Origin of the sequence: Winogradskyella sp. (assembly GCF_013042245.1) — a bacterium.
Lineage (GTDB): Bacteria > Bacteroidota > Bacteroidia > Flavobacteriales > Flavobacteriaceae > Winogradskyella.
In genome coordinates this window covers 14,327-37,800 of the sequence record NZ_JABDQL010000025.1, presented here as the reverse complement: position 1 = coordinate 37,800, position 23,474 = coordinate 14,327, and the positions used below count along the sequence as shown (strand labels likewise).

Annotated in this window: 10 protein-coding genes and 2 tRNA genes; all 12 read left to right on the top strand. The window is 34.1% G+C overall.

Features of this window, described 5'->3' with window-relative positions:
* Nucleotides 1-70 precede the first annotated feature (70 nt).
* The 12 genes from HKP48_RS02180 to HKP48_RS02125 all read left to right on the top strand — a co-directional run bounded on the left by HKP48_RS02180 (nucleotide 71) and on the right by HKP48_RS02125 (nucleotide 23,474).
* Nucleotides 71-142, top strand: a tRNA-Gly gene (locus HKP48_RS02180).
* Nucleotides 143-186: 44 nt separating this feature from the next.
* A tRNA-Leu gene (locus HKP48_RS02175) sits at nucleotides 187-270 on the top strand.
* A 348-nt stretch (nucleotides 271-618) separates the two neighbouring features.
* Nucleotides 619-3,381 carry a triple tyrosine motif-containing protein gene (locus tag HKP48_RS02170; RefSeq protein ID WP_296342343.1) on the top strand — a complete coding sequence of 921 codons (2,763 nt, stop codon included), beginning with the start codon at nucleotides 619-621 and terminating at the stop codon, nucleotides 3,379-3,381.
* A 247-nt stretch (nucleotides 3,382-3,628) separates the two neighbouring features.
* Nucleotides 3,629-6,655 carry a TonB-dependent receptor gene (locus HKP48_RS02165; RefSeq protein ID WP_296342340.1) on the top strand — a complete coding sequence of 1,009 codons (3,027 nt, stop codon included), beginning with the start codon at nucleotides 3,629-3,631 and terminating at the stop codon, nucleotides 6,653-6,655.
* Between the two features lie 4 nt (nucleotides 6,656-6,659).
* Entirely contained in the window at nucleotides 6,660-8,126 is a 1,467-nt protein-coding gene (locus tag HKP48_RS02160) for a RagB/SusD family nutrient uptake outer membrane protein (RefSeq protein ID WP_296342338.1), read from the top strand.
* Between the two features lie 10 nt (nucleotides 8,127-8,136).
* Nucleotides 8,137-10,107, top strand: coding sequence for a carbohydrate binding domain-containing protein (locus HKP48_RS02155; protein WP_296342336.1), 1,971 nt, complete (start codon nucleotides 8,137-8,139; stop codon nucleotides 10,105-10,107).
* 154 nt (nucleotides 10,108-10,261) lie between these two features.
* Complete coding sequence (locus HKP48_RS02150) at nucleotides 10,262-11,170, top strand: glucan endo-1,3-beta-D-glucosidase (RefSeq protein WP_296342334.1); 909 nt, start codon at nucleotides 10,262-10,264, stop codon at nucleotides 11,168-11,170.
* A 408-nt stretch (nucleotides 11,171-11,578) separates the two neighbouring features.
* A complete protein-coding gene (locus HKP48_RS02145; protein WP_296342332.1) occupies nucleotides 11,579-14,758 on the top strand; it encodes a glycoside hydrolase family 2 TIM barrel-domain containing protein in 3,180 nt (1,059 codons plus the stop codon).
* An 8-nt stretch (nucleotides 14,759-14,766) separates the two neighbouring features.
* Nucleotides 14,767-16,203, top strand: coding sequence for a carbohydrate-binding protein (locus HKP48_RS02140; protein ID WP_296342330.1), 1,437 nt, complete (start codon nucleotides 14,767-14,769; stop codon nucleotides 16,201-16,203).
* A gap of 39 nt (nucleotides 16,204-16,242) precedes the next feature.
* On the top strand, nucleotides 16,243-17,097 hold the full coding sequence (locus HKP48_RS02135) for a glycoside hydrolase family 16 protein (RefSeq protein WP_296342328.1): 855 nt from the start codon (nucleotides 16,243-16,245) through the stop codon (nucleotides 17,095-17,097).
* Between the two features lie 21 nt (nucleotides 17,098-17,118).
* Nucleotides 17,119-19,923 (top strand): hypothetical protein, encoded by a 2,805-nt coding sequence (locus HKP48_RS02130; RefSeq protein ID WP_296342326.1) that lies wholly within the window; start codon nucleotides 17,119-17,121, stop codon nucleotides 19,921-19,923.
* Between the two features lie 92 nt (nucleotides 19,924-20,015).
* Nucleotides 20,016-23,474: a hypothetical protein gene (locus HKP48_RS02125; protein ID WP_296342324.1), complete on the top strand. Its 3,459-nt coding sequence runs from the start codon at nucleotides 20,016-20,018 to the stop codon at nucleotides 23,472-23,474.

The window sequence follows — 23,474 nt, the reverse complement described above, 5'->3', positions numbered from 1 at the left end:
TACTTTGCATTTTTAATAAATAGTTTAAATTTGCTTCCGCTTTAAAAGCGAATTAGTTCATTAAAAAATTGCGAAAGTAGCTCAGGGGTAGAGCATCACCTTGCCAAGGTGGAGGTCGTGGGTTCAAATCCCATCTTTCGCTCAATTATAACATACCAAGTTTGATTGTAGTTTTACAATCAAGATGCTGAAGTGGTGGAATTGGTAGACACGTTGGACTTAAAATCCAATGACCCTTGGGTCGTGCGGGTTCAAGTCCCGCCTTCAGTACAGATAAAAAGTCATGCATTACGCGTGACTTTTTTTGTTTTATATAGAAATCAATTCTTTTTTTATCAAGTACTTATCTAAATTTTATTGCTTTAGAAATCTTAAGCTTAACCTACTTTCTGTTTAGAATTTTGAAATCCTAATTTTCTAAAGATTCATCATTATTGACCTACATACATGTTGTACTGTCAACAATACCTATACATTTTTGAATTTTTATTCCAAAAAAAACTTGTTTTTAGGTCTTTTAAATCTTTTTACTACCTTAACAAAAAAAATATCATGCCTTTTGAAAAGTTAAGAATACCGACATTCAATTTTTTTTTAAGCGCTTTTTTATTCTTCAATTTGAGTTTTGTTTTTTCTCAAGAAATACCTCCTATTGAGCAATTTACTTCTCAAAATTATAATGCAGGTAATCAAAACTGGTCCATAGATCAGAGTGAGGATAAAAATATTTATGTGGCTAATAATAAAGGACTACTAGAATATAATGGAGCACGATGGAATACTTATAAAATGCCCAATCAGACTATCGTAAGGTCAGTTGCTGTAATTAATGACTTCATTTACACGGGTAGTTATATGGATTTTGGATACTGGCAAAGAGATGCATTTGGAAGACTAGTGTATCAGTCGTTAATCAATAATTTAGAAGAAGAACTCATTGAAGATGAAGAGTTCTGGAATATTATTCCTTTTGAAGAATTTGTTCTATTTCAATCATTAGACCGTATCTATATTTTTAATACAGCGAGTAATAGCTTTGGTATTATCGGTTCAAAGTCAAAAATAATTAAAGCGTTTAAGTTAGGTGAGGCTATATACTTTCAAGAGCAAGGCATAGGAATATCTAAAATTGAGAACGGAAAACCAATTCTCGTTACCAACGACATTATTATTAGAGACAAGGAGCTAGTAAATATTTATGAGTATAATAATAGTTTACTCTTCCATACAGAAGATTTTGGATTTTATGAATATCGGGATAATGCTATAACAAAATGGGATATTACATCTAATGCTATTTTAGATCAAGTTAGCGTTTACAGTAGTATTAGATTAAGAAATGGAAACTTTATTTTAGGTACAATTTCTAATGGTGTTATAAAGTTGGATAAAGAAGGAAATTTACTATTCCAGATAAATAAAAATTCTGGTCTTTCTAATAATACTGTGCTTTCGACCTTTCAGGATGTGACAGGAAATGTTTGGCTAGGTTTAGATAATGGTGTTAATGTCTTGAATTTAGATTCACCATATCGAGTTTACACTGATGGGCAAGGATATTTAGGTACGGTTTATGCTTCTGAGAAAACAGAAAAAAATTTATATCTAGGAACAAATCAAGGTTTGTTCTATAAGCCAATTAATACTAATGGAAACTTTGAATTGGTAGAAGGAACAAAAGGGCAAGTTTGGTTTCTAAAACAAATAGATGGGACATTATTTTGTGGTCACGATAAAGGAAGTTTTGAGATTAAGGATAGTATAGCAACTCTTATCTCTTCAAAAGAGGGTATTTGGTCAATTAAAAAAGCTCCTAATAGAATCAATCAACTTATTCAAGGAAGTTATAATGGGTTAAGTATTATTGAAAAAGCACAAACGGGGAATTGGAAATTAAGTCATAAAATTGAGGGTTTTGATATATCTTCTCGTTATTTCGAATTTGTTAGCACTACAGAAATTTTAGTAAGTCATGAATACAAGGGTGTATATAAGCTAAAACTAGATGATGACTTTATGACTGTACTGAGTCATAGTCAGATTGATATTGGTAAAAGCATAGGCTCTAGTTTAATTAGATATAAAGGAGACGTACTATATAACTATGAAGATGGTTTGTTCTCTTATAATAAGAAGGATAACACTTTTGAAAGTAATTCAATTTTTAAGAACGCTTTTTCAAATTCCGACTATGTTTCTGGTAAGCTGGTATATAATGAAGCAGATAATGTCCTTTGGGGGTTTTTAAAAAATCAACTCATATTTGTTCAGCCTGGAAAGCTTACAGATACACCGTCAGTAGAAACAATTGATTTGCCGAGCGATTTGAGACAAAGTAAACTGGGTTTTGAAAATATTCTTTACCTCAAATATAATTTATATCTACTTGGAACAACAGATGGATATTTAATTATTGATTTAGATAGATTTAGTAATAAGCAATACAAAATTTCTATCAACAATGCATCGTATTCTACATTAAAGCAAGACGTCCTACCTATTGATATTTCTAGTGAGGTGAAGTTAAAGAATAAACAGAATAATTTGCAATTTAATTTTAGTGTGCCAGATTATAATAAGCTCTCTCCATCTCTATACCAATACAGGCTACTTGGGATTTATGATACTTGGAGTGCATGGTCAAACCAATCTAATGTTTTATTTGAGAACCTACCATATGGAGACTACACTTTTGAGGTCAAAGCAAAAGTAGGTAATAATCTATCGTCTAATACGGCTTCTTTCAATTTTTCTTTAGAAAAACCTTGGTACCTAAAGCCAATAGCAATAATAGGGTATATATTCCTTTTTCTTATTATAGCAGCTACGATACAATATTTCAATAGACTATATTATAAAAAGCAAAAGAAAGCATTGTTAAAAGCAAAAGCAAAAGAGCTTGAAATAAAAGATTTGGAGAACCAGAGACAACTTATGGCATATAAAAATAAGAGTCTACAGCAGGATATCGAGAACAAGAATAGAGAGTTAGGCTTGTCTACAATGACGCTTATAAGAAAGAATGAGTTTCTTAATACTTTAAAAAGAGAGTTAAACACTTTAGAAACAGGAAAGGAACTCAATAAGATTATTAAAATTATTGATAGAAACATTAATAATACTGAAGACTGGAAATTTTTTGAAGAAGCTTTCAATAATGCTGATAAGGACTTTTTAAAGAAAATTAAAAAGAAGTATTCAGTACTTACCCCTAACGATCTAAAACTCTGTGCATACCTTAGACTTAATCTTTCTTCTAAAGAAATTGCGCCACTTTTAAATATTTCTCATCGAAGTGTAGAAGTTAAACGATATCGTTTGCGTAAAAAGATGAAATTACCACATGAGGCCAGTTTAACAAATCATATTTTGGAGATATAAGCAAAGTATATGGTTTTAAAATAACACAACATAGCCACAACAAATTAATTTTTACAATAACAATAAAATTTATAGTCTATAATATTTTTGTTTCGATTATTTATGTAATCTGTTTAAAACCAGATTTTTTATCACAGATTTGTAAAGTTTATTTCAAAAAATCAATTCTGTATATTTTTTGTATAGGTGATAAACCAGTCTTAAAACACTACAGTTATTAATTTTAGTGCACTAATCAAATTAACTTATGAATTTAAAAATTTTTACAATATTCTTTGCTTTTTTTGCATCCGTTGTGTATGCTCAAAATATAGATGTAAGGGGTACAGTAGTCGAGGCGTCCACGGGTGGTCCTTTGCCAGGGGTAAACGTCATTTTGAAAAATACAACCAAAGGAACTTCAACAGACTTTGATGGAAATTTCACGCTCAGTGACGTTCCGCTAAATTCTACACTAGTATTCTCTTACGTAGGTTTCAAAACTCAAGAGGTTACAATTATTGATGCAAACCCAATTACAGTAAATCTTGTTGAAGATGCAGAATCTCTTAATGAAATAGTAGTAATTGGTTATGGTACCCAAAAAAAGAAGGAAGTTACAGGTGCAGTTTCTGTAATTTCAAGTAGTACCATAGAAGAATTAAAACCTACAAGAGTAGAGCAGGCTCTACAAGGACAAGTAGCTGGTGTTAATATTACATCTACCTCTGGTGCTCCGGGAGCTGGTTTAACTATTAATATCAGAGGTGTTTCTACCAATGGCGATAATAGACCGTTAATATTAGTTGATGGTAACGTAATTGAAGATTTGAGTGTTTTAAATCCTAACGACATTGAAAGTGTAAACGTTCTTAAGGATGCTACTGCTGGTATCTACGGTGTAAGAGCTGCCAATGGTGTAATTCTTATTAAAACCAAAACAGGTAGAAAAAATATGCCATTAACTGTAGAAATTAATGCTTTTGGAGGTTTTCAGCAGACAACTAGAAAATTACCAACACTCAATGCAACAGAATACGCGTTATTAGCTAACGAAGCTTTTGCAGCTGCAGGAGATCCTTTGCCATTTACTAATGTTGCTGACTTAGGTCAGGGTACAGATTGGCAAGATGAAATCTTTCAAAATGCAGCACAATATAGTACAGCAGTAAGTATACGTGGTGGTAGCGAAAATCAAACTTTTGCTTATGGTAGCTCAATTTTTTCTCAAGATGGTATTGTAGGCGGGAATAGCGCTAATTTTACAAGATTTAATCAAAGCTTAAATTACAGTCTCGATTTCTTAGATAACTTCAAGTTTAATGCTGGTGTAATTTGGAATTATACAAATAGAAATAGACTAAATGAAGGAGGTATTGGTTCTGTTCTTTTTAATGCTTTAAACATTGCTCCAACCATAGAAGGTGTTAGAGGGGCTTTGGCAGAGGGATTAGGAAATGAGGTAATTAATCCTCTAGACCAAATAGCTGATACCTATGATAGGGGCCAGGTAAATAGAATAAGTGGCGTTGTCGGTTTATCATATAACTTCTTAAATGATTTTACAGCTCAAGTAAATTATCAGTTCAACTATTCAGATGATAAGGCAAAAATATTTAGACCTTCACGAAATTATGGAAGTGGAAAGGTATTTAATGTAAATCGAGGAAGAGAAGAAATTGTAGAAACAGCTAATATTTTCAGAGATTATACCTTTGATGCATTTTTGAAGTATGAAAAACTTTATGACGACACTCATAATGTTAAAGTCTTATTAGGAACTTCAATATTTAAATCAGAAGGCTTTTATAGAGGGTTTAGGGGATTTGGTATTCCAAGCAACTCTATTCAAGATGCAAGCATAGAAAATGCTACTGAATCAGAAAGTTTGTTTGTAGGCTTACCCAATAATCCATTCTTTGACTCACGTTTATTATCATATTTTGGAAGATTTCAATATGATTACAAAGGTAAATATCTTTTGTCTGCTGTAATAAGACGAGATGGCTCATCTAACTTTGGACCAGAAAATAAATTCGGTTGGTTCCCTTCTGTATCAACAGGTTGGGTGGCTTCAGACGAAGACTTTTTAGCGGATAATAATTTTATTGATTTTCTAAAAGTAAGAGCATCTTATGGTATTCTCGGTAATGATAGAATTCCTACTTTTGCTTTTGTGTCAACCCTAGGAGGAGAAGCAACTTATGTTTACAATAATACTCGAGCATTTGGTGTAGCGACTGGAATTATTGCTAACCCTGGTATTAAATGGGAAAAACAGAAAACATTTGATGTTGGTATAGATGCTAGATTCTTGAATAATAGATTTGATTTGACATTAGATTATTATAAAAGACGCACCGAAGATTTATTAATTACATCACCAGTTAGTGGTTTACTAGGTCCAAATGCTCCAGGAGCTTTACCTCCTGTTGTAAATGCTGGTATTATCGAGAATAGTGGTCTAGAAATTGCCTTAGGATATTCTAATGACCCTACCAATGAATTTAAAGTCTCAGCTAGATTTAACATGACTACATTGAACAATGAGGTAATTGAAGTTGCTGAAGATGTGGATTTTGTTCCTGGAGGCGCATTTAGTATTGGTCAAGATTTTCCTTCTAGGATGGAGGCTGGGTTACCAATAGGCTATTTTCGTGGATTTAAAACCGCTGGAATATACCAGACGCAAAGTGAAATAGATAATTCTGCAACAATAAATGATAACGTTAGACCTGGTGATTTGATTTTTGTTGATATAAACAATGACGGTGTCATTGATGACGATGATCGTACAAATATTGGTAATCCAATCCCTGATATGACGTTTGGATTAAATCTAAACTTAGAATACAAGAATTTTGATTTTATAGCCTATGCTTTTGCTTCAGTAGGAAATGATATCGTAAGAAATTATGAGCGTAATGAAAGATTGACCAATAGGACTATTAATTATTTAGATAGATGGACTGGGCCTGGAACGAGTAACACCTTTCCTAGAGTAACAACAGGGGCAAACTCAAACATACTTTTCTCTGATTTTTATGTTGAAGATGGTTCATTTGTTAGACTTCAAAATGTGCAATTGGGATACAGTTTGTCAGATGATTTTCTTGAAGATAGTACAATAAGTAAAATGAGATTCTATGTATCAGTCCAAAATCTTTTCACACTGACTGAGTATCAAGGATATGACCCAACAACATCATCAGGAGCTCCAATTGGAGGAGGTATCGATAATGGTTTCTATCCAAATCCGAGAACCTTTTTATTAGGAATGAATTTAAAATTTTAAGGCCATGATAAAGACAAAAAAAATAATATATATAATGATAGCTACGCTTTTGGTAGCATCATGTGGCGACGATTTTGTGGACGTTGAAGCTCCATTTGAAAATTCAGATGCATTTTTCAATTCACAACAAGATTATGAAGATGCTCTTATTGGAGCCTATGATTTACTTCAAACTACGTATATAAATGTAATGTTAGGAGAAATTGCTTCTGATAATACTTTAGCTGGAGGAGAAAATGCAAATGATGTTCTTGGTATTCAAGAAATTGATGACATGAGACATACCCCTATCAATCAGCAATTAGTAGATATATGGGGTTGGATGTATTCTGGTGTCAATAGAGCAAACTTTATACTTGAGTTTCAGGATAAAACAGATTTTCCGGGTAAAGAAAACATATTAGCTCAAGCGAGATTCTTAAGAGCTTATTACTACTTTGAGTTAGTGAAATGGTTTGGAGATGTGCCATTAGTAGTTGACAAGAGAATTCTTTTTGGAGAGCAATTTGGTTTAGAGCGGACAGCAAAAGCTGAGGTATATGCTCAGATAGAGGCAGATTTAATCTATGCTGTTGATAATATGCCTTATGTTCAGCCCATCGTTGGGCAAGCTACAAAAGGTTCGGCGCAAGCGCTTTTAGGCAAGGTTTATTTATATCAAGACAAATTTGATTTAGCAGCTCCTGTTTTAGAAAATTTAATACAGAATGGGCCTTATGACTTAGTCACGGATTATAGTACGTTATTTGAAAATGATAATGAAAACAACGTAGAATCTGTTTTTGAAGTCCAATACACAGATGAAGAAGGTGCAGGTTTTGGGTGTTTGCAATGTAGCGAAGGCAATATAGCTGTTGGGTTTAATGGTATTAGAAACTATAATGGGCCTGTTTTTGAGTCTGGATTTAGTTTTAATGTGCCAACACAGGAAGTTGTAGATGAATTTGAAGATGGAGACAATAGATTAGATACAGCAATATTGGATATTGAAGCATGGGCTGCTGATACAGGTGCAACTTTTGCTACTGGATTTGAGCATACTGGCTATTTCAACAGAAAGTATATTGCTAGACAAGGCGATGCGAATACTGGAGATGCTAATTTAACTAACCCAAATAATTACAGAGCAATTCGCTTTGCTGACGTACTATTAATGGCTGCAGAAGCATTAAATAGAGGTAACATTGATGATACAAGAGCGCAAGGTTATGTAAACCGTGTTAGAGAAAGAGCTTTTGGTAATGCGGACAATAACATAACGCTTACAGCAACAAATTTAACGACTGCTATTTACAACGAAAGACGTGTTGAATTAGTGGGTGAAGGTCATCACTTTTTTGATTTAGTACGTACCGGAAGAGCTGCTAACGAGATTGATGGATTCCAATCGGGTAAACACGAAATATTTCCAATACCACAACTAGAGATTGATTTAGCTGGTGGAATATGGGAACAAAACCCTGGATATTAAAAAAAAGATTATGAAAAACATAAAGTATATTTTTACCTTTTTCGTCGCTATTATGATGTTAGGGTGTGAAACAGAAGAAAGAGATTTAAATTTTGTAAGTAATGCTGAGGCACCTACAAATACAAGTGTATCATTTAGCGTTACACAAGATAATACAGGTTTAGTAACCTTAATACCAAATGCAGATGGAGCTGTACAATTTGAACTAGATTTTGGTGACGGCACAGGATCTTCAGGCCTATTAGATGTCGGCGAAAGTATCGACCATGTTTATTCTGAAGGCGAATATTTGGTGAGCTTAAAGTCTATTGCAATTAATGGTAAAGAGACAATATCATCTCACCAACTTATCGTTTCATTTCAACCACCACAAAATGTCATTGTCGATATTCAGAATGATGGTGTAGTCTCTAATACTGTAAGAGTCAATGTTACAGCAGACTTTGCTACAATGTATGAAGTTGATTTTGGTAACGGTAATAATGATGTACTCTCAGCTAATATAGATGAAGAATTGGTTTTTGAATATTTACAAGCAGGAACTTACACCATCACTGTAACTGTCATGAGTGCCGCTATCGAAACCTTTGTTTATACTGAAGAATTTGAAGTGACCGAGATTCTGGCACCTATTACAGCAGCACCAACACCACCATTTAGACAAGATGCGGATGTTATATCTATTTACAGTGATGCATACGATAATATTGTAACAACAGAATTTCCAACAGACTGGTCCGATACAGAATTTGCAGAAATTCAAGTTGAAGGTGATAATATTGTCAATTATACAAACTTAGCTTTTACGGGTATTGTTACTGATTATACAAATCCAACAGATTTAACAGCTATGGAGTTTGTGCATTTTGATTATTGGACTGCAGATGGTTCAACTCTTGGATTTAAAATTGTTAACACGCAATTAACTCCTGCCCAAGAAGATATTGAAAACGTTGGGGATGTTATTCAAGATCAATGGGTAAGTGTAGATATTCCTTTAGATGATTTTGATATGGATCGTTCTCAAGTCACACAATTATTGTTTGATGCATTAGGAAATAGAGCAACTGTATTTGTAGATAATCTATACTTCTATAAAAGCCCAGCAGCTTCAATATTTAATGATGGATTATTAAATAATGGTGATTTTGAGTTAGGAAGTGATTCTTGGATTATCGGTGTAAATGATGATAATCTTGCGCCAGTAACAACTGATGCAGGTAATACATACTATTCTGTAGATGTAACTTCTGCAGGTAATGCATTTGATGTAAATATTAGCCAAAAAGTTGAAATCATTGAGGGTAATACTTACACCTTAACTTTTGACGCTTGGTCAGCTGTTAATAGGTCAATTATTGCAGGTATTGGCCTTTCCGGAGGAGATTTCTCAAATAACTCTCTTCCTGTAGATATCACTACAGATAGAACAACCTATTCTCTTACGTTAGCTGCCACTGGTTTTGGAGCAGTTGATGCTAGAGTTCTCTTTGATTTAGGTGCAGAGATAGGCTTGGTTAATATTGATAATGTTTCCCTTTTTGTGGGTAACGGTAATTTAGTTGTCAATGGCGATTTTCAAAATGGTAGCGATCCTTGGATAGTTGGGGTAGATGATAATTCACCAGCACCTGTTGTTACAGATGGAAACAATACATATTACTCTGTTAATGTCACATCTGCAGGTAATGCCTTTGATGTAAATATGAGTCAGAAATTGGAAATTGTAGCAGATCAAACCTATGTATTGACTTTTGATGCATGGTCTGATGGCAACAGATCCATTATTGCGGGTATTGGTCTCAGTGGCGGTAGTTTTGCGAATACATCACAGCCAGTAGATATATCTTCTGTAAGAACAACATATACACTTACATTAACAGCCTCGGGCTTTGGAGCAACAGATGCAAGGGTGTTATTTGATGTAGGTGCAGAAACAGGATTAGTAAATATAGATAACGTATCCTTATCTCAATTATAGTATTAAGAGTTAAGTATTAATAAATTGATATATTATTAAACGAGCATGCTAAACATATTATCACCCAATGGAATGATTAATAGCGAACAGCATATGTCCTTAAAAAAACAATAAATATAAACACATGAAAAATAATAAATATATAAGCTCAATATTGGCCTTATTAATTGCTATAACTTTTAATAGCTGCCAAGACGAGGATCAAGAGTTTGGGGATTTGATAACACCTACAAATATTCAGGTTGAAGTTACTTATTTAGATGATATTGATAACGATGGAATGCTAGACGTAACAGAAGCTCCTGGATTAGGTAGTGGTCAAGTTAGATTTATGGTTAGTGCAGATAATGCCATCAATTATCAAGTCGTTGTACAAGGAGAGAACAAACTTCAAGGCCCTAATGGTGTAGATCATATTTTTTCCATCCTTGGAGAAAATACGTTCTCAGTAACAGCAATTGCAACAGGAACAGGAGGAGTTTCATCAAGCATTACTTTTAATATCGATGTATTATCTTTATATGAACCACCAGCAGATTTATTAGAAATGTTACGCGGAGACGGTTCTAGAGTTTGGAGAATAAAAAGCGAAGCAAACGGTCATTTTGGCTTAGGTCCAGCAGGCGGAGATCCTTTTTCATTTTTTGCTTCACCTGCGGAGGGTAAAGCGGGTGTAGGTATGTACGATGATAGATATGTTTTTAATGAGGATGGAACCTTTACGCATATCGTTGATAATACAAATGATGATCCAACAACTGATGTGTCAGGTACAGTATTTGGACGCGAAGTATTGATTAATGAGCTTGGAGGCGTTGGAGGAGGTGAACAAGATGGTGCTGATATAATTAATTATGTGTACGAAGATTATTCACAACAGTGGTCTTTAACTGCTCCTGGTGGGGTAGAGACTCTGAACTTATCTGGTATAGGTTTTTTAGGTTATTATATAGGAGGAAATCACCAATATCAAATACTGTCCAGATCTGCTAATGAAATGACAGTAAAAAGTACGGACGGTAATGGTGATTTTGACTGGGGTTTCATTCTGATAGCTGAATAAATTCCATGAAAAACATGTCATTAATTTTAATATGGGAATTTGCAGTCTTTGCACATTCCCATATTAATTTTCACCATACAATATTAAGAAACAAAAAAAACACCCATACCGCAATAGATTTTAATACAATATTACCACAACATTTTGTTGGTTTTTAAATTTAAATAGAATATTTTTAATTTTTAAAGTTTAAAAATCAATTATTTAAAACTAATGTTTAACTATAGTAACAACATCGAAAAACATTTTCATTAGTGTATGTTTTTTGTTTAGGTGTAATTTATCTAATTCACAGTATTTAAACATATATTTATGAACTTTACAATTTTAGAGATGATAGTTTACAAATGTTATATTAAAACTCAAGTAAATTATCAATAATTCGGATTATATAAACAGACTCAAATAATGAAGAAAATCTTTCTTGGATTATTCACAATCCTAATTTCAACATCCATTTTTGCCCAAGTAAATAAAGTGTCCGTTGTGTCTGACGCTGATGGAAAAAAACTGATTGCAAATGGCAAACAGATGATAATCAATGGTATTAATTGGGATTATGTCCCAATAGGCAATGGGATACTAGATAAAGGTATCTGGAATAAATCTGATGACATTATAAAATCTGCATTAGATTCCGAAATGTCCTTATTTAAAAATATGGGTGTTAATGCAATACGTACATATGGCTTAGAACCAAAATGGATTACGTATATCTATGAAAATTACGGAATTTATACTATGCTTAATACGCAGTTTGGCGCATATGGTTTGACCATAAATGGTGCTTGGGTTCCTCAAACAGATTATACAGATCAAGCTACTCGAGAAGTCTTGATGAAAGAGGTCACTGACATGGCAAAAAAGTATAAAAATACGCCAGGTCTGTTATTGTATATGGTAGGTAACGAGAATAATTATCATTTATCTTGGACAGGAGCTGAAACTGAAGATATACCTATAGATGGTGTTGATCCAGGTACTAGGTTAGCAGCTGAAGGGCTTTACAAAGCTTTTAATGACGCTTCATTAGAAATTAAAAAAATAGACAATTCTGTACCTGTGGCTATTTGTAATGGTGATTTATTATATCTAGATATAGTAAAAGAATATTGTACTGATATAGATATATATGGTACTAATATGTACCGAGGTATCTCTTTTAGTGATGCTTTTCAGAGAGTAAATGATGAATTGAATATGCCTATTTTATTTGCGGAGTTTGGTGCAGATGCTTTTAATGCTATGGATAATAAGGAAGATCAATATTCACAAGCATATTATAACATAGGTAATTGGAAAGAAATTTATCAAAATGCTGCAGGATTAGGTAAATCAGGTAACTCTATTGGTGGTTTCACTTTTCAATCTAGTGATGGATGGTGGAAATGGAATCAAACAAAAGATTTTGATGTTCACAATACAGTAGCAACATGGGCAAATGGAGGTTATAAAAGAGATTTAGCTCCAGGTGGTAATAATATGAATGAAGAATGGTTTGGAATATGTGCTAAAGGTCCAACAAACGAAAGAGGTCTTTATGAGTTATATCCACGTGCTGTATATTATGCACTTAAAGAAGCACACCAATTAAACCCTTATGATGAAGGCGTTGATTCTGCTTTTGTTGAAAACTATTTCAACAATATTAATTTAATGGATGCAGTTTTAAAAGCCAGAGGTGATAAGGCAGCCTTAGGCGCACAAGATGGAGGTAAGCTTAGTATAAGCCAACTTAGTGCAAGATTTTCTACATTCAGTACGGGTGGTAGCTTGATTACAACACCTGATAACCCAGATCCAACTTCAGATGCATTTCCTAATCAATTAGGATTCGATCATATGCAGTCTTATTTTATTGGAGTCGAAGGTAAACCTTCTTCAAACATGCGTGCCAATGTGAATTTTAATATTGTTGGTAACGTTGCTCAAAACCCTATAGATGAAATTTTTTACGAAAATAGAGCAAGGCCTGTAACTGTTGAAGGAGCAAATGGTGAAGAAATAATTCTAAACGATAATAATAGAGTTCAAGTTTACAATGCTGAATTTGAGTGGAACGCTAAAGATTTTGACTTAAGAGGTTTTTATAGAACCGGTCATTACCATTGGGGTTATGAAGGAGACTTTTTTGGACTGTACCCAGAAGCTAATTATGGACCTAACTTAGACATATATGGGGGTGAAATTCTAGGCGCTGAAATTGATGGAAAGGGTGATTTTAAGGGGCTAAAAGCAGCTATTGGACCTCAACTTTGGTGGGGAGCAAACCCTACAATGTTATTCAAGTATTCTAAAAATTATAAGGGTTACGATATAACTGGTATTTACCACAGAGATTTCCAAACAGAAATACAAATTGATCCTGAGACTGGACAACGTGTACTAGATGCCAATCAAGTACGAAGTGGTATTATACCAGCTTTTCCAACTCAGCGTGCAACTTTAGCCGTTGAGAAAGACTTCGGAAAGTTTAATGTAATGGTAGGAGGTATTTGGTCAGGAAGTCCTTTAAATGGTGTAACATTTCAAGATGTTAGAGGTACTCCTGGAAACTATATCGTCTACAATGATAAAATACAATCTTCTGATAACTGGGGAGGAAAGTTTAAAGTTATGTATCAAGGCGGTCAGTTCAATTGGTATGGTCAAGCAAGTTATATGGGCTTAGTAGCTAATGGTGGTGCAGACCAAACACAAACTTTTACTGGTTGGAGATTACGAGATTCAGGAAGCGGAAATAGAGTAAGTATGCTTTCAGGATTTACGTTCTCCAAAGGAGATTTTCAGATAGCACCAAATTTTATGTATCAAAAACCTCTAGTAGCACCTATGCCAAATGACGTTGGTGGTACAGGTAGATTAAGAAATGTTATCGATGACCCATTTGCAGTACGTGATGGAAGTCGTGAGACATATGGATACGAAATGTTGTTGACCTACGATCCTACACCAGGAACTTGGATGTATGAATGGAATAATGATAGAGCAGAAGATGCGAAGTTTGCAGCAAATCTAGGATTTACCTATCGTCGTTTACCAACTACAACTGATGCTCACATAGGTTTCTTAGCTAACAGACAGTTCTTTGCATTTCCACAATCAGCTCCAGCTGAAGATTTATGGGAAATTAATTCTAGAATGGTATCAAAACTTACTAATGATTTAGGAATAATTGGTAACTTCTATTATGGAAACGGACAAGCCAATGGTGATAGCGATAGATTAATTAAACGTTTTGGTGGTGATATTAGAGCAATCTATAAGAAAATGATGCTTCAAACACATGTAAAAATTAATGATTGGGGTCCATTCGATTACCATAGAGACTTTAACCTTACATTTCCTTTACAGTTAATGGTTGACTTATCAACTAGTTTAGGTAAGCCTGATTGGTTTATTTTGCCAAGCACAAGAATAGGTATAAGAGGTACTTGGAGATCCTTAAATGAGTTCTCACCAAGATTTGGACCCAATTTTGTTGCTCCAAACACATTTCCACCAGTACCACCTATAAGTCCTATTGGCTTTGATAATGGACAAGAATGGGAAATTAGAACTTATGTACACATTAATATTGGAAAATAATTTTTAAGATGAAGAAAATTAATAACATAAATAAAGTATTCACGTTTTTGGCAATAGCTGTAGTCGTCCTAGGCTGTGAAAGGGGATTGTCTGATGATGTCCAGTTTGCTTCGTTTCCAAGTGATGGAGATATTTTTACTGACGCACCTGTAGGTTTAACCGATGAGTTTTTTGTTTCCTTTGATCCAGCTGCAGGGGCAAACCCAGATGGTTTTGGGACAGATGATAATGAAGCTTTTGAAGGAAGGTCTTCAATCAGAATAGATGTTCCCGCTCCTAACGATCCAAACGGAGGGTTTATAGGTGGTATATTTTTAGATAGAGGAAATGGTAGAGACCTAAGTGGTTTTGATGCGTTAACCTTCTGGGCCAAAAGTTCGACTACGGCTACGGTTGGTTTAGCAGGTTTTGGTACTGATTTTGTTCAAAATAAATTTGCTGTGGCAAGAGAGAACATACAGCTTTCAACAGATTGGAGAAAGTATACCATACCAATTCCGGATCCGTCAAAATTAATACAAGAGAAAGGAATGTTTATATTTTCAGCAGGATCTAATAGTACTAATGGTTTTGGTTTTACGTTTTGGATAGATGAATTACGTTTTGAGAATTTAGGTACCGTAGCACAACCAAGACCAAGAATATTTAGTGGACAAGATTTAATACAGCAATCATTTATAGGAACAACACTAGGAACTACAGGATTAACACAAACATTTAACGTTGAAGATGGAAGCAATGTCACAGTAGGTGTTTCACCATCTTATTTTGATTTTGAGTCATCAAATATTGATGTAGCTTTTGTTAACGAACTTGGGCAAATTTCGGTCATAGGCGAAGGTACTGCAACAATTACTGCACAATTGGGTGGAGTATTAGCTGAAGGCTCATTAGAAATTACATCTATAGGAGCTTTCGATTTTGCGCCAACACCAACGCAAGACCCATCATCTGTTGTTTCCTTATTTAGTGATGCATATACTGATATTCCTGTATCAAGGTATAATTCATTTTTTGAACCTTTTCAAAATACTTTAGGAGGCGTTGTTCCAGTTGGTGACCAATCAATAATTAGTTACACAGATTTAAACTTTGTAGGTATCGTATTTAACGATGTTATATTCCCAGCTGAAGCAGTAGCACCAGTAAATGCTACTAATCTTAACACGCTGCATATAGATATCAATGTACAAGAGGCACTGCAGTCTGGAGATAGACTTCTATTACAACTCACTAATTACGGTGCTACTGAGACCGTTGGTTCTTATTTGATAAATGGTAGTGAGCTTGCGCAGGATACTTGGGTAAGTTTTGACATCCCATTATCTAGCTTTTCTGGTTTAACCGACCTATCACGTATTGGACTATTGTTGTTTAATTCCGAAGATGGTCCAGCAAACCCAACAATATCTAACTTATTTATAGATAATATTTATTTCTACTAAAATTTGAAATATTTTATTAAAAAAATGAAACTAAAGACTATGAAAATAAGAAAAAAACAAACCTTAAACCATATCCTACTTGGTTTTGCAGTGCTTGTGTTTTTATCAAGCTGTAATACCGATGAAACCCAAACTGTTGCAACTTTCGATAATCTAGTTCTCGAAGATAATTTTGATAAAGACGGAGAAATAGATACATCGATATGGAATTTTGATATCGGTGATGGCACAGCTGAAGGCATTCCTGGATGGGGCAATAATGAGCTGCAATATTATACAGATAGAACAGATAATGTAACTACTGAAAATGGATTTTTATTAATTACAGCAAAACAAGAAAACTTTAATGGTGCCCAATACACATCAGCTAGGTTACAAACAAAAAATAAGTTTCAACAACTTTATGGGCGTTTTGAAGCGCGTATTCGCTTGCCATACGGACAAGGCATGTGGCCAGCATTTTGGTTGTTAGGAGATGATAGTGATGGAGAAGTTTGGCCTAGAATAGGTGAGATAGACATTATGGAAAATGTTGGAAACGAACCAACTCGAATATTTGGAACTGTTCATGGTCCAAATTTCTCTGGTGCAGAATCTGTATCTAAAGCCTACACTTTTGACGATACCAGAGTAGATACAGAATTTCATGTTTACGGAATTGAGTGGGGTCCAAATTATATAAACTATTATGTAGATGATGTACTTTACAATCAAATTACGCCTGAAGATATTGAAGAAGAAACCAATGGCGAAGGACAATGGGTGTTTAATGACCGACCATTCTACATTATTCTAAATGTAGCAGTTGGAGGTAACTTACCAGGACCACCAAATGCCGAAACAGTATTTCCACAAACTATGCTTGTAGACTATGTACGAGTTTATCAAAAATAAATAATGCAATACACTAATATTATGAAAAAAATAACCAGAGGAATAAAATTGCTATCAGTCCTATTTTTGGCTTTAGCTTATTTAGCATGTGATGAAGATGATGCAGTTTTACCACAGATAAATGCAGAATTCACGCAGACTATAAATCAAGATACAGGAGTTGTATCATTTTTAAATACATCTACCAATGCAGATAATTATCAGTGGACTATTGTAAATAATAATAACCCAGATGATATAAGAGAAACTTCGGAAGTTAATCCTATAATCGTTTTTGAATCAGGAACATATACAGTTACGCTAATTGCCACTAATGTTGCTGGTGATTCAGATACCTTTGAAGATGTCATTGTTATTAGTATTCCAGAGGTTATTGCATTTCCAATTTCTTTTGATAATCCTTTAGTAGTTTATGATGCTACTGTATTTAATGGCGTTGCTTTTCAAATAGTTGAAAATCCAGACCCATCTGGAGCTAACCCTAATACTTCAAATGTTGGAGAAATTGTAAATAGTGGTGCTGCTTTTGAAGGCTTGTTTTTTGACCTTGGTGTAGATTTAGATTTATCAACAGACAAAACAGTAAAAGTATTATTCTGGTCTAATGCACCAATTGATATTCTTTTAAAATTAGAAAATGGTTCGGCTGCTGATACTGAGATTACTGCGAGTCATGGTGGTACAGGATGGGAAGCATTGTATTTTACATTTGATTCCGCAGGAAGTTATTCTACAACAACATTTTTTGTAGATGGCCCAGGAACTACAGCGGGTACTTTCTATATAGATGATATTTCTCAAATCAATACAGATGACATTCCTTGCACTGCTACAGATTTAGAATTTCCAATTGATTTTGATTGCGAAACCATAGATTATGCAAGTAAAATAGTGGGTAATGTCAACTTCACAGTTATTGACAATCCAGAACAATCTGGTATTAATAATGTAGCTTCAAAAGTTGGTGAGATAACCAATGTAGGTGCTGCATTCGAAAATGCATTTTTTAATTTAGATACACCTATAGACTTCTCTACTGAAAATGCTGTAACATTAAAATTATATGCTACACAAGCGTTACCAGTGTTATTAAAATTTGAGGATGGAACTGAAGGCAATGTAGAAGATTCTCAAATGCATATGGGAACTGGATGGGAAGAATTAACCTTTACGTTATCTTCTACTGGTGCTTATAATGATATGGTATTATTTGTAGATGGACCAGGAACAACCGCAGGTACGTTTTATATAGATGATATTATTCAAGGCACTTCAGTTGTTGCTCCTGCGTGTACAGCAGAGACTTCAGAATCTTCTGCAGCAGCAGATTTAAATATCACGTTTTTAACAGATTCTCCAACATTTATTGAGGATAATATAGCCTTTAGTGTTATAGATAACCCAGATTCTGACAACGCTGTCAATAACTCTTGTCGTGTTGGGCAGGTAGCTAGAGCTGGAAACTCAGGTTTCGATAATTTACAGTTAGACTTAACAGCTAAATTAGATTTTAATGCCGTTGAAGGGATAAAGATTAAAGTATGGTCTCCAGAAGCCAACACACCTGTTTTACTTAAGTTAGAGGAGATAGGTAATGCAGGAAATTTTGTTGAGATTCCACAAACAATAACTAATGCTAATGAGTGGACAGAATTAACCTTTGATTTCGCTGCTACAGCAACACCACAGTTTGATAAAATGGTTATTTTCTTTGGATTCAATCAGCTGAATACTAATACCTATTTCTTTGATGATTTAATGGTATACGGAGCCGGTGGCGGTGGTGGAGGTATCTGTGTCCCTGAAACATCTGAGTCAGCTGCCGCAACAGATTTAAATGTATCTTTCCAGACAGATTCACCAACGTTCATAGAAGATAATGTAGGATTTTCAGTGATTGACAATCCAGATTTTGATAATTCTGTTAATAGTTCTTGTCGAGTAGGTCAGGTTGCTAGATTTGGAAACTCAGGTTTTGACAATTTACAGTTAGATTTAACTGATAAATTAGATTTTAATAGTGTTGAAGGAATTAAGTTAAAAGTATGGTCTCCAGACGCTAACACACCAGTATTACTGAAATTGGAAGAAATCGGTAATGCAGGTAATTTTGTAGAAATTCCACAAACTGTAACTAATGCAAATGAATGGACAGAGCTCACGTTTGATTTTTCTGCAACAGCAACGCCACAGTTTGATAAAATCGTAATTTTCTTTGGTTTTAATCAACAAAACACAAACACCTATTTCTTTGATGATCTAATGGTCTATGGAACGCCAGGTGGTGGAGGTGGAGGAACCGGCGGTGGTTGTACGACTGGTGCCGAACCAGCAACTTCATTTCCAGTAGATTTTGAAGCTTGTGAATCCTTTACAAGTACTTTTGCAAGCCCTGAGAATGGTATTGCAGTAAGCTTAGATGATAATCCAGATCCTTCAGGAATAAATACCTCAGCCAGCGTTCTAAAAGTTGAACGATTTAGCGGAACTCAAAGGTTTGCAGGCGTACAAAATGCATTCCCTAATAATTTTAACGCTACTGGTACCTTTAAATTCAAAGTATACTCTCCTGTAGCTAATGTTGTAATGCGATTCGAAATTAATAGTAGTCCACAGGATCCAAATTCAGGAAATCCAGGTCCACAATTTGCAACTATAACTAATGCAAACACATGGACCGAAGTAGAAATTGTTTTTACGGGGATACCTCCAAGTAATACAGGTGTTAATCAGTTAGTAATTAAGCCAAATAATCCAGATGGTACTGATTTAGACGTATTATCAGCAAACGAAGTATTCTATTTCGATAATATTCGTTTAGAGTAAATAAATTATAGACATACAATTTAAAGGCTAACAAGCAATCAAAATATAGATAATGTTAGCCTTTTTTAACTTATAAATAACCAAAATAAATAATGAGCAATACTGCTTCTACACATAATTATTCAATTTCTAATTCTGAAAAACACATTAACATCGACACAGTTGATATTAATGGAGAGTCATATTTCAAAATCTCTAATAGTGACCAAATGCGTCCGTTTTTCATGAGTATTGTTAGTGACTCTAATCATTGGATGTTTTTATCAAGTAATGGTGGTGTTTCGGCAGGCAGAAAAAACAGTGAATATGCACTATTTCCTTATTATACTGACGATAAGATTACCGAATCTGCCGAAATCACAGGAAGTAAATCTATTTTTTGGGTAGATAATAAACACCTTTGGGAGCCATTTTCAATTCGGCAACAAGGACTATATCAAACATCTAGAAATCTATACAAAAATGTGCATGGTAATAAGGTCATTTTTGAAGAAACTAACCATGACTTAAAACTTACGTTTCGTTACGAATGGAACTCAAGTGATGTTTACGGATTTGTAAAAAAATCATCCATCATCAATCATGGAAAGTCCAACGTCAGCGTAAAACTTTTAGACGGACTTCAAAATATTTTACCGTACGGCGTACCTTCCGACACACAAATGCGTGTCAGTAATTTGGTAGATGCTTACAAGCGTAATCAGTTAGAAAAAGAATATGGGTTAGGTATCTATGCCTTAAGTGCTATAATCGTAGATAAAGCAGAGCCTAGTGAAGCTCTAAAAGCTAATGTAGTATGGTCAAAAGGATTGGAAGATGTTACATATTTAGTATCTTCTCTTCAGCTAGATACTTTTAGAAAAACAGGTTCAGTTTTAGAAGAAGATGATGTAAAAGCTGAAAAAGGGGCTTATTTTATCAATTCTGAAATTCAACTTAAGGGAGATTCAGAAAAAACATGGACAATTATTGCTAATGTTAATCAAGACCATGTAGATGTTGTTGCACTCATGCATGAGATTAAAACAGATGATTCCATTGAAGACAAACTTCAAAACAATATTGATCTCGGGACAGAAAAACTAATTAAGCTCAACGCTTCCTCAGATGCTTTACAGTTAACAAACGATAACCGCAGAGACACAAGACATTTTGCCAACACGCTATTTAATATTATGCGTGGAGGAATTTTTGATGATAACTACAATATTGAAAAGTGGGATTTTAAAAATTATATTTCCAAAGCCAACAAAAAAGTGTTTGCAAAAAACACTGAGGCTCTAAATGCTTTACCTGAAACATTTTCTTTGTTTCATTTAAAAGATTTAGCCTACGCGAGTACCGATAAAAATTTTAGAAGACTTTGCCTAGAATATATGCCTCTAAAATTTAGTCGTAGACATGGTGATCCAAGTCGCCCTTGGAATAAGTTTTCAATCAATACACGTAATGAAGTAGACGGCTCTAAAGTTTTGGACTATGAAGGCAATTGGCGAGATATTTTTCAGAATTGGGAAGCTTTAGCACATGCTTATCCTGAATTTGTGGAGAGTATGATTCATAAATTTTTAAACGCTACAACCTTTGATGGTTACAATCCATATCGTGTAACAAAAGACGGTTTTGATTGGGAAACTATTGAGCCAGATGACCCTTGGTCTTATATTGGGTACTGGGGCGATCATCAAATTATCTATTTACTTAAGTTTTTAGAATTTATAGAGTACCATAAACCTGGAAAACTAGCTAGCTTTTTTGATAAAGATTTATTTGTCTATGCTAATGTGCCATATAGAATCAAATCATACCAAGATATTCTCAAAGATCCAAAAGATACTATAGATTTTGATGAAAATTCTGAAAAACAAATTCAGATAAAAAGAGAACAACTTGGAGCAGATGGTGCACTTTTAAGAGATAAAAACTTTTTTATATACAAAGTAAACTTTGTAGAAAAAATACTGGCTACAGTATTGGCTAAGGTGTCTAATTTTGTACCAGAAGCTGGTATTTGGTTAAATACCCAACGCCCTGAATGGAACGACGCTAATAATGCTCTTGTTGGTAATGGTGTGTCTATGGTAACTTTAAATTATCTGAGACGTTTTCTTAAATTTTTCAATACTATAATACAGAATTCACCTCAAGATACTATAGAAATTTCAGAAGAGTTAAAAATCTTTTTTGATGGCGTTCATTTAACCTTAGAAAAATATCAATATGTTCTAGCAAATAAAATTTCAGACAAAGACCGTAAAGTAATTTTAGATGGTTTGGGTCAAGAAGGAAGTGAGTTTAGAACAAACATTTACAACAATGCTTTTAGTGGAGGTAAAGTTGTAATTAAAAAAGAAGAGTTAAGCAAATTTATAAATGTTACACTTCAATACTTAGAGCATAGTATTGTTGCAAATGTAAGAGAAGATGGTATGCACCACGCATACAATCTCATTACAATAACAGCGAATAATGAGGTTAAGATATCTTATCTGGATGAAATGTTAGAAGGTCAAGTAGCGGCCTTAAGCTCTGGTTATTTGAGTTCTAATGAAGCTTTGGCTGCTCTGGATAGTATGAAAAATAGTAAAATTTTCCGCCCAGATCAGTATAGTTTTTTACTATACCCAAACAAGGATTTACCACGCTTTATGGAAAAAAATACAATTCCAAAGGTAGAGGTAGAACAATCAGACTTATTAAAAACATTAATAAATAATGGTAATAAGCAAGTTGTAACAAAGGATGTCAATGGCGATTATCATTTCAATGGAAATCTTAATAATGCTAACAGCTTATCTGATGTATTAGAGAGCCTCGATACAAAGTATGAAGGACTCATAAATGCAGAAAAAGAACAAGTGCTTCAAATTTATGAGAGCGTCTTTAACCACAAAGCTTTTACAGGACGTTCAGGTACATTCTATGGCTATGAAGGCTTAGGTTCTATTTATTGGCACATGGTTTCTAAATTATTAGTAGCCGTTCAAGAAAGTTGTTTGAGAGCCGTACAAAATAATGAAAGTGACGAAATTGTGGGACGACTTTTAGAACATTATTATGAAATCAACGAAGGTATTGGAGTACATAAATCTCCTGAGTTGTATGGTGCATTTCCAACAGATCCATATTCGCATACACCAGCAGGAAAAGGTGGCCAACAACCAGGAATGACAGGTCAGGTTAAAGAAGATATTCTAAGTCGTATTGGTGAATTAGGGGTTTTTGTTAAAGCAGGAGAATTAACTTTTAATCCATGTTTATTACGAAAAGAAGAGTTTTTAGAAGTAGGTAAAACATTTGATTATATTTCTGTTAGTGGTAAATCAAAATCTATTCAGGTTTCTGAAAATAGTTTAGCTTTTACATACTGTCAAGTTCCCGTAATTTATACAATAGGAGAGGCTAATTCTATCACAATTAATTATGTTGACGGAACTAGAGAGGAATCTGATGGATTAAATCTTAATACTGAAGTAAGCGAAAAGATTTTTACAAGAAACTCTGAAGTTGAAAGTTTATCTGCTCATATTAACCCTTCAATATTAAAATAA

Coding starts and splice junctions, on each gene's coding strand:
- HKP48_RS02165 (WP_296342340.1), top strand. CDS start 3,629: ATGAATTTAAAAATTTTTACAATATTCTTTGCTTTTTTTGCATCCGTT.
- HKP48_RS02160 (WP_296342338.1), top strand. CDS start 6,660: ATGATAAAGACAAAAAAAATAATATATATAATGATAGCTACGCTTTTG.
- HKP48_RS02155 (WP_296342336.1), top strand. CDS start 8,137: ATGAAAAACATAAAGTATATTTTTACCTTTTTCGTCGCTATTATGATG.
- HKP48_RS02145 (WP_296342332.1), top strand. CDS start 11,579: ATGAAGAAAATCTTTCTTGGATTATTCACAATCCTAATTTCAACATCC.
- HKP48_RS02140 (WP_296342330.1), top strand. CDS start 14,767: ATGAAGAAAATTAATAACATAAATAAAGTATTCACGTTTTTGGCAATA.
- HKP48_RS02135 (WP_296342328.1), top strand. CDS start 16,243: ATGAAAATAAGAAAAAAACAAACCTTAAACCATATCCTACTTGGTTTT.
- HKP48_RS02130 (WP_296342326.1), top strand. CDS start 17,119: ATGAAAAAAATAACCAGAGGAATAAAATTGCTATCAGTCCTATTTTTG.
- HKP48_RS02125 (WP_296342324.1), top strand. CDS start 20,016: ATGAGCAATACTGCTTCTACACATAATTATTCAATTTCTAATTCTGAA.